A 17,593-nucleotide genomic window follows, 5' to 3' on the forward strand; every position below is an offset into this window, starting at 1 on the left:
AATCGTCCCCGGCGATTGTGCCCTGTTCCGCGGCGCGGGCGCCAGGGGCCGGGTGGCCGGCACCGTCGCTCCGTGCGGCCTCCGGTTCGTCCGCCGTCCGGTAGTGTCGGGGCCGATGTCGAACCGCACCGATGCCCAGCACTCCACGCCCGAACCCGCGGCGACCGAGCCCGATCCCGGCCGCAAGCCGCGCGTGGTGCTCCTGTTCGGCGGGCGCTCGGGCGAGCACGGGATCTCCGTCGCCACCGCAGGCGGAGTCCTGGGTGCCATCGACCGGGACAGGTACGAGGTGGTGCCGGTCGGGATCACCCCCGACGGCCAGTGGGTGGTGGCCGACGACGAGGCCGCGCGCTGGGCCATCACCGACGGCCGGGTCCCCGAGGTGCCCGCCGCCCCGGGCGAGGTCGTGCTGCCGCTGCGGACGGGTTCCCGGGACGTCCGCGTGATCGAGGCCGGCCGGGTGCCGTCGGTGCTCGGCGAGGTCGACGTCGTCTTCCCTCTGCTGCACGGGCCGTACGGCGAGGACGGCACCGTCCAGGGGCTTCTGGAGCTGGCCGACGTGAAGTACGTCGGCTCCGGCGTCCTGGCCTCCGCGGTCGGCATGGACAAGCACTTCATGAAGATGGTGTTCGCCGGGCACGGCCTGCCGATCGGCCCGTACACCGTGATCCGCCCGGGGGAGTGGGACGAGCGCCGGGACGAGGTCCTGTCCGAGGTGGCGGGTCTCGGCCTGCCGCTGTTCGTGAAGCCGGCGCGGGCCGGCTCGTCGCTCGGCGTCTCGCGCGTGGACTCCCTCGACGAGCTGGACGCGGCCGTGCGTGCCGCGGCCGAGCACGACCCGAAGGTGCTCGTCGAGGCCGGGCTCGCCGGCCGGGAGATCGAGTGCGCCGTGCTCGGCGGCCGCGGCGGGGCGCGCCCCCGGGCCTCCCTGCCGGGCGAGATCGAGGTGACGGCCGGTGATCACGACTTCTACGACTTCGAGGCCAAGTACCTCGCCGAGGCCGACGTCGCGCTGACCTGCCCGGCTGACCTGCCCGACCCCGTGATCAAGGAGGTCCAGGAGGTCGCGATCCGGGCCTTCGAGGCGGTCGGCGCGGAAGGGCTGTCCCGGGTCGACGTGTTCGTGGGCCCGGACGAGCGCGTCGTGGTCAACGAGATCAACACGATGCCCGGATTCACGCCCTTCTCCATGTACCCGCGGATGTGGGCCGCGTCCGGCGTCCCGTACCCGGAGCTCATCGACGAGCTGATCCAGCTCGCGCTGGAGCGCCCGGTCGGCCTGCGGTGAGCTGACCCGCCCGGGCGCCGCACTCCTCCGTGACGGCGATCTCCGGATTCATCCTTTACTCCTGATTGCCTGGATGGCACCCTTATTGAGATGTCATTGCAGGTCAAGGGGGAACCGGGATGGTCGTGGTCAGCCGGGTGGCGCCGGATGTGTTCCGGTGCTCCGGCACGCACGTCAACTGGTACCTGCTGCGCGAGGGCAGGCATCTGACCCTCATCGACGCGGGCTGGAGCGGCGACACGGCCGCCGTCGTCGCGTCGGTGGTGGCGATCGGGTGCGATCCACGGGACGTGCGGGCGATCGTGATCACCCACGCCCACGCCGACCACCTCGGCGGCGTGCAGCACTTCCGCCGCGAGTACGGCACGCCCGTGCACATGGCGGCGGCGGACGCCGCGCGTGCCGCGAGCGGCGAGCTCGAGCAGCCGGGGAGGCTCGACGTCGCGCGGCGCCTCGGCGAGCGCGGCGCCGTGCGGTGGGCCCTCGACGTGACACGCGCCGGGGCGTTCCGGCAGCGCCCGCTGCCCGGCGCGGTCCTGCTGCCCGACGGCGACTCCTGGGAGCCCCTCGACCTGCCCGGCGCCCCCGTCCCGGTCGCCACACCCGGCCACACCTCCGGGTCGACCTCCTACATGCTGCCCGGCGGCCTGCTGGCCACCGGCGACGCCCTGATCACGGCCCACCCTCTGGCCCGGATGACCGGGCCGCAGCTACCGCCGGGGTTCTTCGCCCACGATCCCGTGGCGGCCGACGCGTCGCTCGGTGTCCTGGCCGGGCTGGACGCCGACGTCGTGCTCCCGGGGCACGGTCCGGTCTGGCGCGGGTCGATGGGCGAGGCGACGCGGATCGCGAGATGGCGAGCGGACGGTGTCGGCGCGAGCCTGCGCCACGGAGCGAGAAAGGCGGGAACGTGGCAGCGTTCTGGAAGCTCGAAGGGCTGACGGAGACCACATGGACGCCGCGGGTCAGCCGCGGCATCCTCACCGTCAGCGGAATCATGTTCCCCCTGGGGAACCTGGAGCGGGCGAGGATCCACCAGATCGGGAAACCGCGCCGCCGGATGCCGGGCGGCTGGCCCGGGCAGGCGGCGGGGGTCGTCCTGCTGTTCGCGCTGGCCTGGGCGTGCTTCCTGCTGTTCGGTGTGCTCGAGCCGCTGTTCTGGATCGGGCCGGCGCTGCTCGCGGTGGCCGCGGTCCTGCTCCTCGTCTACGGCACGTTCGGCGCGCCCTGTCCGCCGTTCGCGTGCCTGGAGATCGAGTCCAGCACGGGCTACGTGGTGCGGGTCTTCTCCCACAACAAGAACGGCGAGCTGGAGCGGCTGCGGGAGGCCGTCGGGCAGGGGCACCACGACAAGGAGCACGAGTTCTCCGAGGAGATGAAGCTGCTCAAGAACGCCCACGACTTCTGCGAGCTGGGCGGTGCGCCGGACAAGATCGACATCGTGCGGTGAGGCGGGCCGGGCCCGCCGTGCGGTCCCGGCCGGCCTCGCGCGCCGCCGCGAGCGAGGCCACTACGCCTCGAAGTGATCCCAGCCCGCCGACACGACCGGCCGGCGTCCGTCGATGGTGACGCGCGGCGCCGCCTTGCCGGGTGGGTGCACCTGGCCGATCCGGGTCCACCCTTCCGGCAGCGCGACGTCCTCCGGGAAGGCCGCCAGGAGCCCGTGGTCCTCGCCCCCGGACCAGATCCACTGGTTCATGAGGCGGTTCGCCGCCTCCGCCTGGCCGATGTCGCCGACCAGCTCCCCGGCGTCGCCCGCGCGCAGGGCCGACTGGGCGACGACGAGGGCGGCGTCCGACAGGACGCGCCGGTCGTCGTCGAACGCCGCCCCGTCCAGGTCCAGCCGCACGTCCGACGCCAGCGCGATCCGCCCGGCGTCGCGCAGCAGGCCGTCCGACACGTCGAGCATCGCGGTGGCGCCGGCGCGCGCGGCCCGGCGTCCCGCCTCCAGCGGCGGGTCCGGGCGCAGGTAGGCCTTGACGAGGGGGTGCTGGTGCGTCGGGCGGATCACGCCGGAGTCGAGCAACGCCAGGCCCGCGGCGGACCGGCCCCGCACGCCCGCGTAGGCGACGACGTCGCCCGGACGGGCGCCCGTCCGCAGCACGGGATCGCGCCAGTCCAGCGTCCCGTGCACCGACACGTTCACGACGATCGACTCACCGCTCGCGAGGTCGCCGCCGACGACGCCCGCGCGCTGCGGCTTGCAGGCCTCGGCGAGCCCTCGGGCCAGGTCCTCGACCCACTCCACGGGTGTGTCGCCGGGCATGACCAGGGAGATCACGAGCGCCGTCGGGCGACCGCCCATGGCCGCGATGTCGGCGAAGTTCTGGACCGCGGCCCGGTGCCCGACGTCGGCCCCGGACGACCAGCGCGTCTTGAAGTGCCGGTCCTCGACGAGGACGTCGGACGAGACGAGGAAACGCCCGTCGGGCGCCGCCACGATCGCGGCGTCGTCACCCGGGCCGACCTGCGTCGATCCACCCACTGGTAGGAGCGGGAAGATGCGCCGCAGCAGTTCGTCCTCGTTCACGTCACGCACCCGCTCGGTCACGGAGCCAACCCTATATAACCCTGCGCGAAGCGCTGACCAGCTATCTCGTCGGAACGCGCCGGAGCGCCGCGCCGGGACACGCCGACGCCGCGGGACGTCGGCTCCCGGTGGGGCACGGTGCGAACAAGGTACGGTGGCGGCGTGATCTCCCGCCGAAGGGCACCCCTGGTCGCGGCGTTGCCCGCAGCGGCCGCCCTGGTCGCCACCACCGCCTGCGCGCCCACGATCGGTGTGGCCGCGGCACCGGACGCGGCGGACCCCGAGTGTGCGGCGGTGGTCCTGGCCCTCCCGGACGCGCTGGACGAGGATCTTCCGCGGGTCGACACGAATTCGCAGGCCACCGCGGCCTGGGGAGCGCCCGGCGCCGCCGTGACCCTGCGCTGCGGCGTGGAACCGCCGGGCCCGTCGGCGCAGTGCCAGAGCGTGGAGAGCGCGAACGGAACGACGGTCGACTGGATCGTGGCCACCGACGACGAGGGAACCTGGTCGTTCACCACCTACGGGCGCGATCCCGCGGTCGAGGTGGTGGTGCCGCCGGCCGTCATGGAGGACCACTCGTCGTCGTTCGTCATCGACTTCGCCGGGGCCGTGTCCGCGGTCGAAGCAGAGAGGACATGTCAGTGACGACCACCAACCCGGCGGCTGACAGCCCGGTTCTGAGCGGTCGCCACACCGAGGCGCGACGGCAGGCCGTCAAGGCGGCCCGCGAGATCATGGTCGCCTCGGGTGGCACGCGCAACGTCACGATCGCGGCGGTGGCGAAGGCGCTCAGGTTCACCTCGCCGGCCCTGTACCGGTACTTCCCCGGCGGGCGGGTCGAACTGCTGCGGGCCGTGCACCACACGGCCACGGAGAGCCTGGCCGCGCGCATGGTCGTGGCGCGGGGCCGGCAGCCGGCCGACGACGTGAGCGCCCAGCTCTACGCCCTCACCCACACGGTGTTCTCCTGGTCCGTCGCGCATCCGGGCGAGTTCTCGCTGCTCATGGGGCCGGACTTCCACGAGGTCCGGGAAGGTGGCGAGGAGACCGACCGTGACATCGCCGCGATCATCGGCGGTGCGTACGTGCCGGCGTTCGTCACCCATCTCCGGCAGTCCGCTCCGGCGTCCTGGCTGCCGCCCGACGACGAGGTCCCGGCAGAGCTGCGGGACCAGGTCGTCGAGCACTCCCGCACCATCGCGCCCGGCCTGGAGGTGCCGCTGGGGCTGGGCTACCTGTGGATCGTCGCCTGGCGCAACTTCTTCGGCGTGATGTGCATGGCCGCGTTCGGGCACCTGTCGTTCGCCTACGGCGACTTCGAGGACATGTTCGACGACATGATGGCTCAGGCGCTGGGGCTGTTCGGTCTGGAGCTGAGCGACCGCGTCGTGCCCGCGCCCGAGGCTGCCTGAGAGTCCCGCCGCACGCCTCCGCCCGGCCGGCCGCGGCGGCGCGTCCGGCGGCGCGGTCAGCGCCGGTAGCGCAGCTGGGTCAGCGGCTTGCCGCCGATCTCGTCGATGCGTTCGGTGCCGTCGGGGGCGAACCCGTGGCGGCGGTAGAAGTGCCGGGCGCGGTCGTTCTCCTCGAGGATCCAGAGTGTCACCGACGCGCCGTCGGGGACGTGCTGGAGCGCCCGGCGCATCAGGTCCCGGGCCACACCGCTGCCCCACGCGCGCGGGTGGAGGTAGATCGCGTAGATCTCGAGGTCACCGTCCTCGGCGTCCTCGTCACGCGACGGGCCCACGCTCGTGAACCCGACCGTGCCTCCGCGGGTCTCCGCGACCAGGATGCGGGTCCGCTCGGCGGCCACCGCGTCCCGCCACAGGGCGGCACGCTCCTCCGCGTCGAGGGAGGACAGGTAGGAGCCCGGGAGGATCTCCGAGTACGCGCCACGCCACGACGCGATATCGACGCGTGCGATGTCGTCGGCGTCCTCGGCCCTCGCGGGGCGGATGGAGACCTCGTCGAGCTGAGCCGCCATGACCTCACCTTTTCACCGTCGGGATCGTGCGTGCAACAGGCGCCGTGCAGACAAGCCGGGAGCGGTGTGCGGCGTCCAGGCAAAGCCTATGCGGATTCAGGACTCCGCGGCACGAGCATTGTCTCCGAGGGCGGGCGGGATCGGGTGGCCGCGGCGGCTGTGATCGTGGCAGCCGGCGATCGGGGACGGGCCCCGGAGGTCGCGGGTGGCCGCCCGAACCGCGGCGGTAGGCAGCCGCCGACCATGACGGCAGGCACGACGACGCCCGCCCGCGGTCGGAACCACGGGCGGGCGTCGCCGGAACGGATGCTGGGCGTCAGGCCGAGGCGCGGCGCTGCACCTTGCCGGCCTTGAGGCACGAGGTGCAGGCGTTGACGCGCTTCGGGGCGCCGTTCACCACGGCGCGCACGCGCTGGATGTTCGGGTTCCAGCGGCGCTTGGTCCGCACGTGGGAGTGCGAGACGTTGTGCCCGAAGCCCGGGCCCTTGCCGCAGACGTCGCAGTTGGCAGCCACGGAGTCTCCTGAGTGTCGTGCACGTCCGTGCACACGAGCAGGACGTGGTGAGTGGTCGTTTGAGGGTTTGCCCTCCGGCCACTGATCCGGTACTCCGGACCCGCGGATCGCCGTCGGACAACCACGAGAGCATACCCGATCCGTACTTGGGCGCTCAAACCGTACCGGCGGGCCGCGCGGGGGATGCGTCACATCCCGGCCGCCGTGGCTCCGCACCACGGGCGCGTACGCCGGTACGGTGGATGCCGACCGGGGGCGCCGTCGGCGAGGCGTGCAGCGTGGGTCCGGGCGGCCGGGAACCGAGCCCGGTCCCGAGCGGCACGTGAGGAGACGGTGGATGAGCGCAGCGGATCTGACCGACGGGGGGCAGGGGTGACGGAGATCGACGCGGGTCTCGTGCGCAGGTGGGTCCGTGGCGCGACGGACGCGCTGCGGCGCGAACGGGCGGCCCTGGACCGGGTCAACGTCTTCCCGGTGGCCGATGCCGACACCGGCACCAACATGTACCTCACGCTCCGCGAGGGTGAGCGCGCGGTGCGCGGGGCGCCCGACGACGCCACCGGCGTCGACCTGCTCACCGCCGCCGCGCGCGCCGCGCTGCTCGGAGCGCGCGGCAACTCCGGCGTCATCCTCTCCGAGTGGCTGCGCGGCACCGCGATCGAGGCCCGCCGGGGCACCACGCCCGCCACGATCCTGGAGGAGGCCGCGCGCTCCGCCCGGGCGGCCGTCGCCAGCCCCGCCGACGGGACCATCCTCACCACCGCCGACGCCGCCGCGACCGCCGGCCGCGCGGCCGAGGACGCCGGGGGAGGGCCGGGCGCCGTCGCCCGCGCCGCCGTCGGCGCCGCGCGCGAGGCGGCCCGGACCAGCATGACCGAGCACCCGGTCCTCGCCGCGGCCGGCGTGCTCGACGCGGGGGCGTGCGGCCTGGTCCTCGTGCTGGGCGCGCTCGTCGCCGCGGCGGTGTCTGACAGTCCGGGCACGATGGAACCCGTGAGCCTCGACCTGATCGTCCAGCAGCGCGGCGCCGCGCCCTTCGTGGCGCCGGAACCCGCCGTCTCGCACGCCCCCGCCCCGACGGGCCTGGGCGGTCTCGAGCTCATGTTCGTCCTCACCCGCGGCGCCGCGGGAGCCGCGCACGTCGCGCCCCGCCTCCGGACCCGGCTCGAGGAGGTCGGCGACTCCGTGGTCGTGGTCGGCGGTGACACCGGGTCGGACACCGCGGTCTGGCAGGCGCACGTCCACACCGACCGGCTGCCCGAGGCCCTCGCCGTCGCCGCCGGGATCACCGGCACCGGCTCCCTGGCCCAGGTGCACGTACGGCACCTCGAAGCGGCCGAACCGCACGAGTGGGGCGTCGTCGCCCTCACCGAGGCGCCCGCGCTCGCCGCGGACCTCGCACACGCGGGCGCGGTGGTGCTGCTCACGGGCGGGTTCGGCGCCACGGTCGACGCGGTCACCCCGGACGACGTGCAGCGCGCCGCCGCGTCCACCGGCGCCCGCCGGGCCCTCGTGCTCGGCGACCACCCCGGGACCGGGCCGGACGGCGGCGGCCCCGGCTCCGGACGGAACGGCGGCGACCTCGACGAGATCGTCGCGCTGGACGCACCGACCGACGTGCACGTCGTCGTGGCGGTCGCGGCCCTCGGCACCGCACCCGGCACCACCACGCCGCAGGACGCGGCCCGCTCGGCGTTGGCCGGCCTGCGCGTGTCCGGGCCCGTCGCGGCCTCCGACGCCGTCACGGCGCTCGCGGGGCTGGTGGGGTCGGCCGGGCCGCCCGACGTGGTCACGGCCCTCCTGGACGACGACGCCGCCCCGGTGGCCGGCGAGCTCGCGGAGGAGCTCGCCCGGACGGCACCCGCCGCGGAGCTGGTCGCCCTGCCGACGGGGCGCCCCGGCCGGACGGTGCACCTGGGCGTCGAGGCGGTGCCGCGGGCCGGCGCCGGGACCCAGCAGGCCGGCCGCCAGGTGCTCCGGGAGGGCGTGTGACCCCGCGGGCCCGGCTGGACGAGCCGCTGTCACGCGCGCTCGGCCAGGCTCGCGGCAAGAACCCGCTGTCCAAGCTCGGCCTGGAGACGGTCGGCGACCTGATCGGCCACTACCCGCGCCGCTACGACGACCCGGGCCGCCTCACCGACATCAGCATGCTGCGGGCGGGCGAGCACGTCACCGTCATGGCGCGGGTGGTCCAGGCCACGGTCCGGTCCATGCGCAACCGCCGCGGCGCACTCCTGGAGGCCGTCATCACCGACGGCAGGCACCACCTGTCCCTGACGTTCTTCGGCAAGCACCGCGGTTCCCTGTACGCGCACGAGCAGCGGCTCGTCCCGGGCAGCACGGGACTGTTCACCGGCACGGTCGGGCTCTACCGCGGGGAGCGGCAGCTCACGCACCCCGCGTTCATGATGATGGGCGAGGACGACCTGGAGTCGGACGAGGACATGCTCGCCGAGGCCGCCCGCCCCATCCCGATCTACCCGGCCGTGGCGAACGTGCCGAGCTGGAAGATCGCGAAGGCCGTGCGCACCGTCCTGGACACCCTGACCGACGCCGACGTGCCCGACCCCGTACCGCTGGAGGTGCGCGCGCGGGCCGGGCTCCCCGAGCGGCTCGCCGCCCTGCGCAAGGTGCACCGCCCCGACAGCATGGCCGATGTCCGTGCGGGACAGCACCGGCTGCGGTTCGAGGAGGCGTTCGTGCTGCAGGCCGCGCTCGCCAAGCGGCGTGCGCGGGCCACGGGACGGCCCGCGACGCCGCGCCCGCTCGCCGGCGCCGGCACAGGCCGCACGAGCCTGCTCGCCGACCTCGACGCCCGGCTGCCGTTCGACCTGACCTCCGGGCAGCGCGACGTGGGCGCCGAGATCAGCGCCGAGCTCGCCGGCGCACGGCCGATGCAGCGCCTGCTCCAGGGCGAGGTCGGGTCCGGCAAGACGGTGGTCGCGCTGCGCGCCATGCTCCAGGTCGTCGACGCCGGCGGCCAGGCCGCCCTGCTCGCGCCCACCGAGGTCCTCGCCGCCCAGCACGCCCGCACGCTGCGCGCCCTGCTCGGACCGCTCGCCGAGGGCGGGATGCTGGGCGGCACGGACAACGCCACCCGGGTCGCGCTGCTGACCGGCTCCCTGGGAGCCAAGGCGAAGAAGGAAGCGCTGCTCGCCGCCGCGAGCGGCGAGGCGGGGATCGTCGTGGGCACGCACGCGCTGCTGTCCGAGCACGTGCAGTTCGCCGACCTCGGGCTGGTCGTCGTGGACGAGCAGCACCGGTTCGGCGTGGAGCAGCGCGACCGCCTGCGGGACAAGGCGAGCGCCGCCCCGCACCTCCTGGTCATGACGGCCACCCCCATCCCGCGGACGGTCGCGATGACCGTGTTCGGGGACCTGGCGACCTCATCCCTCACCGAGGTCCCCGCGGGGCGCGCGGGGGTCACCACGCACGTCGTCCCGGCGGGCAACGAGCGGTGGATGGACCGGACGTGGGCCCGGGTGCGCGAGGAGATCGACCGCGGCGGCCGCGCCTACGTCGTGTGCCCGCGGATCCGCCCCGACGACGACGGCGGGGGCGGCGAGGACGGGATGGAGACCCTCCCGGCGGCCGCTCCCGCGCCGGACGGCGACGCCGGTGCCCTCCTCGATCCCGGTGAGGCGCCCGCCGCCGCGCCGCTGCGGGCCGTGCTGGAGGTGGCCGACGAACTGCGCGGGCGGGAGCAGCTCGCGGGCGTCGAGATCGGCATGCTGCACGGACAGCTGCCGCCCGCCGACAAGGACGACGCCATGGCGCGGTTCGCGTCGGGCGACACGCCGGTGCTCGTGTCCACCACCGTGGTCGAGGTCGGCGTCGACGTGCCGGAGGCGACGGTCATGGTGATCCTCGACGCCGACAGGTTCGGCCTGTCCCAGCTGCACCAGCTGCGCGGTCGCGTCGGGCGCGGCACCGCGCCCGGCCTGTGCCTGCTCGTCTCGGACGCGCCCCCCGGCGGCACCGCGGGCACGCGCCTGGAGGCGATGGTGCGCACCACGGACGGCTTCGAGCTCGCGAACACCGACCTGGAGCTGCGCAACGAGGGAGACGTGCTCGGCGCCGCCCAGTCCGGACGATCGAGCTCCCTGCGGCTGCTGCGCGTGGTCAAGGACGCGAAGCTCATCGAGCAGGCCCGCACCGAGGCGATCGGCGTCGTCACCGCCGACCCGGACCTGCACTACGCCCCCGAGCTCGCCGACGCCATCGCCGAGCAGCTCGACGCCGAGCAGGAGGAGTTCCTCGAACGGGCGTAGCCCGGGCGGAACCGACCCGAGTAGAGTCCGCGCCCGTGAGCGACCAACAGCACGCCCGCCCGGGCCGGAGACGGCACCTTCGTGAGCCGCGCCGGCGCGGCACCGTCTGGTCGCGCGGTATCGCGACGGCGGTGCTCCAGGTGCTCCTGGCCGCCGCGCTCCTGTTCCACGAACTGCTCCCGTCCGCCTCCGGACTCGCGAGCCTCGTGGCCACCGGCCTGCCGTGGCTGGCCGTACCCGCCGTGCTGCTGCTCCTGCTCGGGCTCCTGCGCCGGTCGGCGACCGCGACACTGGCCTTCCTCCTGCCCGCCGCCGCCTGGGCCTGGATCTTCTGGCCGCGCCTGTCGGAGGAACCCGTCCCCCGGGACGACCTGACCGTCGTCCAGCACAACGTCAGCGACGAGAACCGGGACATCTCCGGAACGGTGCGGGTCCTGCTCGACGCCGGCCCCGACGTCGTCGTCCTGGAGGAGGTCACGCCCCCGCTCGTCGACCAGTACACGCGCGCGTTCGGCGACGCGCTGCCCCACCGGGAGGTCCGCGGGACGGTGGGCGTGTGGTCCGCCCTGCCCCTGCGCGACGCCGAGAAGGTGGACCTGCGGCCGGACGGCGCCGGGCCGGGCTGGAACCGGGGCATGCGGGTCACCGTGCTGCCCGGCGAGGGCGCCCCCGGCGTCACGGTGTACGCCGTGCACCTGCCGTCCACCAGACTCGCCCCCGCCGGGCTCGACGTCGCCGCCCGGAACCAGAGCATCGAGCTGCTCGCCGAAGCCCTGGCCGCCGACGACTCCGACGCCGTGATCGTCGCCGGCGACCTGAACGCCACCCTCGACGACCCCGCACTCGCCCCGGTGACCGCACTGGTGACCGAACCCCGGCACGGGTTCGGTCTCACGTTCCCGGCGGCGTTCCCGATGGTGCCGATCGACCACGTGCTCGCCCGCGGCGCCGCGGTCACCGAGCTGCGCACGCTCGACCGCACCGGCAGCGACCACCTCCCCGTGGCGGCGGCCGTGGACCTCCCCTGGTCCTGACGCAGCGGCCGGTCCGACCGCACCCGCCGGGCCACCGTAAACTCTGGCCCGTGAGGATCGTCGCGGGGAGGCTGGGCGGGCGGACGCTCGTCGCGCCGCCGAAGGGGACCAGGCCCACCAGCGACCGCGTGCGCGAGGCGATCTTCTCCCGCCTCGACCACCTCGACGTGCTCGACGGCACCCGCGTGCTCGACCTCTACTCCGGGTCCGGCGCCCTCGGCCTCGAGGCCGCCAGTCGCGGCGCGCGCCACGTGACCCTCGTGGACTCCGCGCGCGCCGCCGTCGCCGCCGCACGCAGGAACGTCGCCACGCTCGGCCTCGCCGCGCACGTCCAGATCGTCACCGGTCCCGTCGAGCGGTACACGGCGGCGCTCGCGGCCGCCCCGCCGGTGTCCGGCGCCGCCCTCGACCTGGTCTTCCTCGACCCGCCCTACGACCTGTCCGACGACGGTCTCGCCGGTGTGCTGCGGGATCTGGCCGCACCGGGCGTGCTGGCGTCCGGAGCGGTCATCGTCGTCGAGCGGTCGGCCAGGAGCCCCGAGCCGTCCTGGCCGGAGGGGCTGGCCGCGTTCGGCCGGAAGTCCTACGGCGAGACGATGGTGCACTACGCGGAGCCGGCCGCACCCGACCGCGCGATCTCCTAAGGTGATCGGCATGACCATCGCTGTATGCCCGGGGTCCTTCGACCCGATCACTCTCGGCCATCTCGACGTGGTGCGCCGCGCCCGGAGCCTGTTCGACCACGTGGTCGTCGCCGTGGCGAAGAACCCCGGCAAGTCCGGCCTCCTGGACCTGGAGACCCGTGCGTCGCTGGCCCGCGCGGCGGTCGCGAGCGACCCGGCCACCGCCGACGTCGAGGTCGGCATCGCCGACGGCCTGCTCGTCGACTTCTGCCGCGAGGTGGGCGCGACCGCGGTGGTGAAGGGCCTGCGCGGGGGCGCCGACTTCGACGCGGAGTTGCCGATGGCGCTGATGAACCGGCACCTGTCGGGCGTCGAGACGGTGTTCGTCGTGGCCGACCAGGTGTATGCCCACGTCGCGTCGTCGCTGGTGAAGGACATCGCCCGGAACGGCGGTGAGATCGACGACCTCGTGCCGGACGGGGTCGCGGAAGCGGTCCGCGCGGCCGTCGGCTGAGGCGTGTCGGATCACACCTGCCCGGGGCCGACACGACCCGGGCACATGCCGTAAGATTGCAGGCTGGTCCTGTTGGGCCACCATCCCGCGTTCGAACCCGTCCTTCTCGGAGTCTGCCATCACACTCGACCCGCGCTCGCCGCTCGTGCTCGACACGCACGAGCTGTCCCGGCGTCCCGGCACCATGCGCACGCACAGCGCCACGGTGCAGGTGCCGTCTGCCGTGGGTACCCCCGTGATCGCCGTCCCCGAGGGCGCCGGCCTGGAGCTCGACCTGCGGCTCGAGGCCGTCATGGAGGGCGTGCTGATCTCCGGGTCGATCCGTGGCGAGGCGGTCGGCGAGTGCGCCCGCTGCCTCGACGAGGTCAGGGTCGACGTCGATGCCCCGCTCCAGGAGCTCTTCGCCTACCCCGAGCGGGCCGAGGCGGAGGCCGCGGCCGGTGACGACGAGATCGAGGACGAGGAGTCCGTCCTGGAGAAAGATCTCGCCGACATCGAGCCCGCATTGCGAGATTCGGTGGTCACTGCACTACCATTTCAACCGCTGTGTCGTCCGGACTGCCCGGGCCTGTGCTCCGAATGTGGTGCACGCCTGGCCGACGACCCCGGCCACCATCATGATCAGGTCGACCCTCGCTGGTCGGCGCTGCAGAGCATGCTCGAATCCACGAGCGTGTCCGACGAGACGAAAGAGAGCTGACCGTGGCTGTTCCGAAGCGCAAGATGTCGCGCAGCAACACCCGTGCGCGTCGTTCGCAGTGGAAGACCACCGCGGCGACCCTCACGACCTGCCCGTCGTGCCAGGCTGACAAGCTGCAGCACACCGCGTGCCCCACGTGCGGCGCGTACAAGGGCCGTACCTACCGCGACGCCCTGAAGACCGTCAACGCGGGCTGATGGCCCGCCGCGGCGCTCCGACCCCCTCGGAGCCGGGCGAGCTGCTGGAGAAGCTCGGGGTCGTTCTCGACCCCGAGCTTCTCGTGCTCGCCCTGACGCATCGCTCGTTCGCTCACGAGGCGGGTGGCATCCCGACGAACGAGCGCCTGGAGTTCCTGGGCGACACGGTCCTCGGGCTCGTGGTGACCGAGGCGCTCTACCGGCGCCACCCGGACACCAACGAGGGTGACCTCGCTCGGATGCGTGCCGCGACCGTGTCGCAGCGGTCCCTGGCGAAGATCGCGCGGACGCTCGGCCTGGGGCGCTTCGTCCTCCTGGGCAAGGGCGAGATCCGCACGCGCGGTTTCGACAAGGACTCGATCCTGTCGGACACGGTCGAGGCGCTGATCGGCGCCACCTACGTGTCGCACGGCCTGGAGGTGTCCCGGGACCTGGTGCACCGCCTGGTGGACGAGCAGCTCGACGTCGCCGCCGGCCTCGGCGCGGGTCTGGACTGGAAGACGTCGCTCCAGGAGGCGGCCGCCGAGCGCGGGCTCGGCGCTCCGGATTACCTGGCGACCTTCGAGGGCCCCGAGCACGCCCGGATCTTCCACTCCGAGGTGGTGATCGACGGCGTCGCCTACGGCCAGGGCTCCGGGTCGGCGAAGAAGCACGCGGAGCAGGAGGCCGCCGAGGAGGCGTACAAGGCACTGATCGCCGCCTTCCCGCCGGCGAAGGCCACCGCGCCCGAGGACGCGCAGCCGCCCGTGGGCGACCCGTCACCCGAGGCCGTGGAGGCCGGGCGCCGGGCAGCGAGGCGCCGGCCCGGGAGCGGGCCGGCCGACGCCGTGCGGCACGTGCCGAGTGCCTGAGCTGCCCGAGGTCGAGACCGTCCGGGACGGTCTCGACCGTCTCGTCGTCGGCGCCGTGGTGCGGCGCGTGGAGGTGTTCCGGGACTACAGCGTGCGACGTCACGAGGCCGGCCCGCTCGACTTCGCCGGGCGCCTCGCGGGCCGGCGTCTGGCCGCCGCGGTCCGCCGCGGCAAGTTCCTCTGGCTGCCGCTGACGGACGACGACGTCCCGGGCGCGCCCGCCACGCCGTCGGACGATCCCGCCATACCGTCGCCAGGCCGCGCCGCGGCTCCGGACGAGGCGCTCCTCGCCCACCTCGGCATGTCCGGCCAGCTCCTGGTCCGCGGTGGCGCGAGTGCCGACGACTGGCGGCACCCGCACCTGCGTGTGCGCCTGCATCTGGAGGGCGCGCCCGCCACCCTCGGCACGGCCGGGCACTACCTCGACTTCGTCGACCAGCGCACGTTCGGCCATCTGAGCGTGCAGGACCTGGTGCCGGACGCCTCGGGGCTGCCCGCCGGGCTGGGCAGCGAGCTGCCCCTCCTGCCGGGGCCCGTGGCGCACATCGCCCGGGACCTGCTCGATCCGCACGCGGACCGCGAGGAGATCGCGCGGCACGTGCGCCGTCGCCGGACGCAGATCAAGCGGGTGCTGCTCGACCAGACCGTGGTCTCCGGGGTGGGCAACATCTACGCCGACGAGGCGCTGTGGCGCGCCGGCGTGCACGGCCGCCGCCTGGCCGAGCGGATGCGGCAGGCCGACGTGCTGCGCGTGCTGGACGCCGCCGCGGAGGTGATGAGCGAGGCGCTCGTGCGGGGCGGCACCTCGTTCGACGCGCTGTACGTGAACGTCAACGGCGAGTCGGGCTACTTCGAACGGTCGCTGAACGTGTACGGGCGCGAGGGCGAGCCCTGCCGCCGCTGCGGGGCGGAGATCCGGCGGGAGCAGTTCATGAACCGCTCGTCGTACTTCTGCCCCCGCTGCCAGCGCGCACCACGTTCCTGAGCCCGGCGGCGCCGTCGCGCACCCACGCCGTGACCTGGTCCGCCAGGAACCTGGCGGCGCCCCGCGGCCGCCCGCCGGCCACGTGCGGCGTGAGGACCAGGTTCGGGCAGTCCCACAGCGGGGAGTCGGCGGGCAGCGGCTCGGTCTCCATGACGTCGAGCGCGGCCCCGGCGAGGCGGCCGGACCGGAGGGCGTCGAGCAGTGCGGCCTCGTCGACGGTCGACCCGCGCCCCGCGTTGACGAAGCGGGCGTGCGCGGGGAGCTTCGCGAGGACTCCGGCGTCGAGCGCGTGCCGCGTGCCCGGTACGGCCGGCAGCAGGGAGACCAGGACGTCGGTGCCGGGCAGGAGGTCGCCGAGCCCGTCCGGGCCGACGACGTCGAACCCGGCGCGGGCACCCGCGGTACCCGCGACACCCGTCACCCGTGCGCCGAGGGCGGCCAGCAGCGGCGCGAGACGCTCCGCGATCGACCCGAAGCCCCACAGCACGACGTGCGCCCCGGACAGGGTCCAGTGCGCGTCGGTGCCGGGATCGGCCTGGGCGGCGGCCATCTCGCCCGCCCAGCGGTGCTCACGCTGGGCGGCGAGGGCCTCCGGTAGCCGCCGCACGGAGGCGAGGATCAGCATGAGGGTGTGCTCGGCGACGGTCTCGTCGTGGAGGGACCGCCCCGAGGAGATGGTGACGTCGTCACCGAAGCCGGCGGCGAGAGCCACGTCCGGGCCGGCCGACAGGGTCTGGACCCAGCGCAGCCGGGGGAGCCGGCGCGCGGCGTCGGCGACGAGGGCGGGCGGGTTCGCCCAGGTGACCAGGACGTCGGCGTCGGCGTGCGCGGCGGGGACGGGCTCCTGCATGGCGTAGGTGACGACGGCGTCGTCGTCCAGACCTCGCCGGAGGTCGTCGTCCAGGAACGTGCGGAACCCGAGATCGAACGCGACGTCGGGCAGGAGAATCTTCACGCGGGGACTGTAACCCCTGGTTCCGGACGGTCACCGGCGCTCTGTCGCCGTGACGACACGTAGGTGACCGTCCGGTGTGCTCAGACGACCCGGACGAACGTCGGGTCGGACTGCCACATCGTGGTGTAGCGCAGCGGCGTACCCGGCTGCACGGCCTCGACGATCATGCCGTTGCCCGCGTAGAGCGAGACGTGACCCGAGGTCCACACGATGTCGCCGGGCTGCGGGTCCGAGACGACGGTGCCGGCGTAGCGCAGGTCGCTCGACGTGCGGGGCAGGTCGGTGACGCCCAGCTGGCCGTACACGTAGGTGATCAGGCCGGAGCAGTCCAGGCCCTCCGCCGGGGTGGACCCGCCGAGCACGTACGGCGTGCCGACGAGCTCCATCGCGAGGTTCACGGCCTGCTGGCCGATGCTCGAACCGGTCGAGGTGGTGGACACGGTGGTCGCGGCCTCCGCCGCCGCAGCCTCCGCCGCGGCGGCCTCGGCCTCCGCCTCGGCCTGGCGCTGGGCCTCGAGCTCCGCCTGCCGCTGGGCCTCCAGCTCCGCCTGGCGCTTCTCCTCGGCGAGGCGCTTCGCCTCGGCCTTGCCCGCGGCGGTCTCCGCGTACGGCGTGACCTTGATGGTGCTGGCCTCGACGACGGTCTCGGCCTGCCGGGAGACCTGCACCTGGTCGACGAGCTCGTCGGCGAGCACGCCGGTTCCCGCCTTGCCGTAGTCGACGGTCTGCTTGGTGCCCTCGGCGGCGGGCGCGGCGCCCGCGTTCGAGGAGAAGACCGAGGCGAGCATGCCGCCCGTGACGGCGGCGATGGCGCCGGTCCTGGCGGCGGCCTCACCCACGCCGGTCAGAGGGGTGATGGTGGGGCGCTCGGCGCGGTGACGGCCGCGACGGGACGAGCGGCTGGTTTCGGGCGTGATCGTCGTCACTTTCTCCTCCGACGCCTGCGAGGTGAGCTGTCGGGTTCGGATGGGGAGATCACCCGGCCTCCCGAAGGAGGCTTCACCCCAAGGGCCGCGGCCCGTCCTACGTGGTTCCCCCGTCCCCGCCGTGTTTTCGCTGGGCAGATCCGGTGGCGGGGCTCGGCGGCCGGATCCGGGGCCGCGGTCTGGGTCCGCGGCTCGGGGATGACAGTACAGACGATCGCGCCCGA

The 17,593-nt window shown here is 74.3% G+C and carries 19 protein-coding genes and 1 riboswitch; of the genes, 14 read left to right on the forward strand and 5 right to left on the reverse strand.

What is annotated here, in order from left to right:
* The first annotated feature begins 115 nt into the window (after positions 1–115).
* The 3 genes from EDD34_RS05180 (at position 116) to EDD34_RS05190 (ending at position 2,738) form a co-directional block, all read left to right on the forward strand.
* Positions 116–1,288 (forward strand): D-alanine--D-alanine ligase family protein, encoded by a 1,173-nt coding sequence (locus EDD34_RS05180; RefSeq protein WP_123813618.1) that lies wholly within the window; start codon positions 116–118, stop codon positions 1,286–1,288.
* A 119-nt stretch (positions 1,289–1,407) separates the two neighbouring features.
* Positions 1,408–2,229 carry an MBL fold metallo-hydrolase gene (locus tag EDD34_RS05185; RefSeq protein WP_123813619.1) on the forward strand — a complete coding sequence of 274 codons (822 nt, stop codon included), beginning with the start codon at positions 1,408–1,410 and terminating at the stop codon, positions 2,227–2,229.
* Positions 2,199–2,738: a DUF6232 family protein gene (locus tag EDD34_RS05190; RefSeq protein WP_123813620.1), complete on the forward strand. Its 540-nt coding sequence runs from the start codon at positions 2,199–2,201 to the stop codon at positions 2,736–2,738. Before EDD34_RS05185 ends, EDD34_RS05190 begins: the two co-directional genes overlap by 31 nt.
* Before the next feature lie 60 nt (positions 2,739–2,798).
* On the opposite strand, the gene EDD34_RS05195 is transcribed toward EDD34_RS05190, so the two are convergent.
* Positions 2,799–3,839: a thiamine-phosphate kinase gene (locus EDD34_RS05195; RefSeq protein ID WP_123813621.1), complete on the reverse strand. Its 1,041-nt coding sequence runs from the start codon at positions 3,837–3,839 to the stop codon at positions 2,799–2,801.
* Between the two features lie 141 nt (positions 3,840–3,980).
* On the opposite strand from EDD34_RS05195, the gene EDD34_RS05200 reads away from it, so the two are divergent.
* The gene (locus EDD34_RS05200) at positions 3,981–4,463 is read left to right on the forward strand and encodes a DUF3515 family protein (RefSeq protein ID WP_246012197.1); all 483 of its coding nucleotides are present in this window, start codon (positions 3,981–3,983) and stop codon (positions 4,461–4,463) included.
* Positions 4,454–5,230 (forward strand): TetR/AcrR family transcriptional regulator, encoded by a 777-nt coding sequence (locus EDD34_RS05205; RefSeq protein ID WP_123813622.1) that lies wholly within the window; start codon positions 4,454–4,456, stop codon positions 5,228–5,230. Before EDD34_RS05200 ends, EDD34_RS05205 begins: the two co-directional genes overlap by 10 nt.
* Before the next feature lie 56 nt (positions 5,231–5,286).
* On the opposite strand, the gene EDD34_RS05210 is transcribed toward EDD34_RS05205, so the two are convergent.
* Together EDD34_RS05210 and rpmB are read right to left on the reverse strand one after the other, a co-directional pair.
* Positions 5,287–5,799 (reverse strand): GNAT family N-acetyltransferase, encoded by a 513-nt coding sequence (locus EDD34_RS05210; protein WP_123813623.1) that lies wholly within the window; start codon positions 5,797–5,799, stop codon positions 5,287–5,289.
* Positions 5,800–6,115: 316 nt separating this feature from the next.
* Positions 6,116–6,313, reverse strand: coding sequence for a 50S ribosomal protein L28 (gene rpmB / locus EDD34_RS05215; protein WP_123813624.1), 198 nt, complete (start codon positions 6,311–6,313; stop codon positions 6,116–6,118).
* A 372-nt stretch (positions 6,314–6,685) separates the two neighbouring features.
* Here rpmB and EDD34_RS05220 point away from each other — a divergent pair, with 372 nt between their 5' ends.
* From EDD34_RS05220 to mutM, 9 genes are all read left to right on the forward strand, one after another.
* Complete coding sequence (locus tag EDD34_RS05220; RefSeq protein ID WP_246012198.1) at positions 6,686–8,305, forward strand: DAK2 domain-containing protein; 1,620 nt, start codon at positions 6,686–6,688, stop codon at positions 8,303–8,305.
* On the forward strand, positions 8,302–10,584 hold the full coding sequence (locus tag EDD34_RS05225) for an ATP-dependent DNA helicase RecG (RefSeq protein WP_123813626.1): 2,283 nt from the start codon (positions 8,302–8,304) through the stop codon (positions 10,582–10,584). Before EDD34_RS05220 ends, EDD34_RS05225 begins: the two co-directional genes overlap by 4 nt.
* 35 nt (positions 10,585–10,619) lie before the next feature.
* On the forward strand, positions 10,620–11,618 hold the full coding sequence (locus EDD34_RS05230; RefSeq protein WP_211341498.1) for an endonuclease/exonuclease/phosphatase family protein: 999 nt from the start codon (positions 10,620–10,622) through the stop codon (positions 11,616–11,618).
* The gene (gene rsmD, locus EDD34_RS05235) at positions 11,615–12,262 is read left to right on the forward strand and encodes a 16S rRNA (guanine(966)-N(2))-methyltransferase RsmD (RefSeq protein ID WP_123816337.1); all 648 of its coding nucleotides are present in this window, start codon (positions 11,615–11,617) and stop codon (positions 12,260–12,262) included. The genes EDD34_RS05230 and rsmD overlap by 4 nt, the downstream gene beginning before the upstream one ends.
* Positions 12,263–12,272: 10 nt before the next feature.
* A complete protein-coding gene (gene coaD, locus EDD34_RS05240; protein WP_123813627.1) occupies positions 12,273–12,755 on the forward strand; it encodes a pantetheine-phosphate adenylyltransferase in 483 nt (160 codons plus the stop codon).
* 145 nt (positions 12,756–12,900) lie between these two features.
* Positions 12,901–13,455, forward strand: a complete 555-nt coding sequence (locus EDD34_RS05245; RefSeq protein WP_246012200.1) for a YceD family protein — start codon at positions 12,901–12,903, stop codon at positions 13,453–13,455.
* Positions 13,456–13,457: 2 nt separating this feature from the next.
* A complete protein-coding gene (gene rpmF / locus EDD34_RS05250) occupies positions 13,458–13,652 on the forward strand; it encodes a 50S ribosomal protein L32 (protein ID WP_123813628.1) in 195 nt (64 codons plus the stop codon).
* Positions 13,652–14,503 carry a ribonuclease III gene (gene rnc / locus EDD34_RS05255; RefSeq protein WP_123813629.1) on the forward strand — a complete coding sequence of 284 codons (852 nt, stop codon included), beginning with the start codon at positions 13,652–13,654 and terminating at the stop codon, positions 14,501–14,503. Before rpmF ends, rnc begins: the two co-directional genes overlap by 1 nt.
* Positions 14,496–15,488, forward strand: a complete 993-nt coding sequence (gene mutM / locus EDD34_RS05260) for a bifunctional DNA-formamidopyrimidine glycosylase/DNA-(apurinic or apyrimidinic site) lyase (RefSeq protein WP_123813630.1) — start codon at positions 14,496–14,498, stop codon at positions 15,486–15,488. The genes rnc and mutM overlap by 8 nt, the downstream gene beginning before the upstream one ends.
* Here the strand turns inward: mutM and EDD34_RS05265 are convergent.
* Positions 15,433–16,443: an NAD(P)-dependent oxidoreductase gene (locus tag EDD34_RS05265; protein ID WP_123813631.1), complete on the reverse strand. Its 1,011-nt coding sequence runs from the start codon at positions 16,441–16,443 to the stop codon at positions 15,433–15,435. The genes mutM and EDD34_RS05265 overlap by 56 nt on opposite strands.
* An 80-nt stretch (positions 16,444–16,523) precedes the next feature.
* Positions 16,524–17,369, reverse strand: coding sequence for a C40 family peptidase (locus EDD34_RS05270; RefSeq protein WP_123813632.1), 846 nt, complete (start codon positions 17,367–17,369; stop codon positions 16,524–16,526).
* Positions 17,367–17,516, reverse strand: a riboswitch (cyclic di-AMP (ydaO/yuaA leader). (Overlaps the previous gene by 3 nt.)
* Between the last annotated feature and the right edge of the window lie 77 nt (positions 17,517–17,593).

It is taken from the genome of Myceligenerans xiligouense, from assembly GCF_003814695.1.
Lineage (GTDB): Bacteria > Actinomycetota > Actinomycetes > Actinomycetales > Cellulomonadaceae > Myceligenerans > Myceligenerans xiligouense.

Bases quoted from the DNA above. Each gene is read 5' to 3' on its own strand.
- EDD34_RS05180 (WP_123813618.1), top strand. From the start codon at position 116: ATGTCGAACCGCACCGATGCCCAGCACTCCACGCCCGAACCCGCGGCG.
- EDD34_RS05185 (WP_123813619.1), top strand. From the start codon at position 1,408: ATGGTCGTGGTCAGCCGGGTGGCGCCGGATGTGTTCCGGTGCTCCGGC.
- EDD34_RS05205 (WP_123813622.1), top strand. From the start codon at position 4,454: ATGTCAGTGACGACCACCAACCCGGCGGCTGACAGCCCGGTTCTGAGC.
- EDD34_RS05210 (WP_123813623.1), bottom strand. From the start codon at position 5,799: ATGGCGGCTCAGCTCGACGAGGTCTCCATCCGCCCCGCGAGGGCCGAG.
- coaD (WP_123813627.1), top strand. From the start codon at position 12,273: ATGACCATCGCTGTATGCCCGGGGTCCTTCGACCCGATCACTCTCGGC.
- rnc (WP_123813629.1), top strand. From the start codon at position 13,652: ATGGCCCGCCGCGGCGCTCCGACCCCCTCGGAGCCGGGCGAGCTGCTG.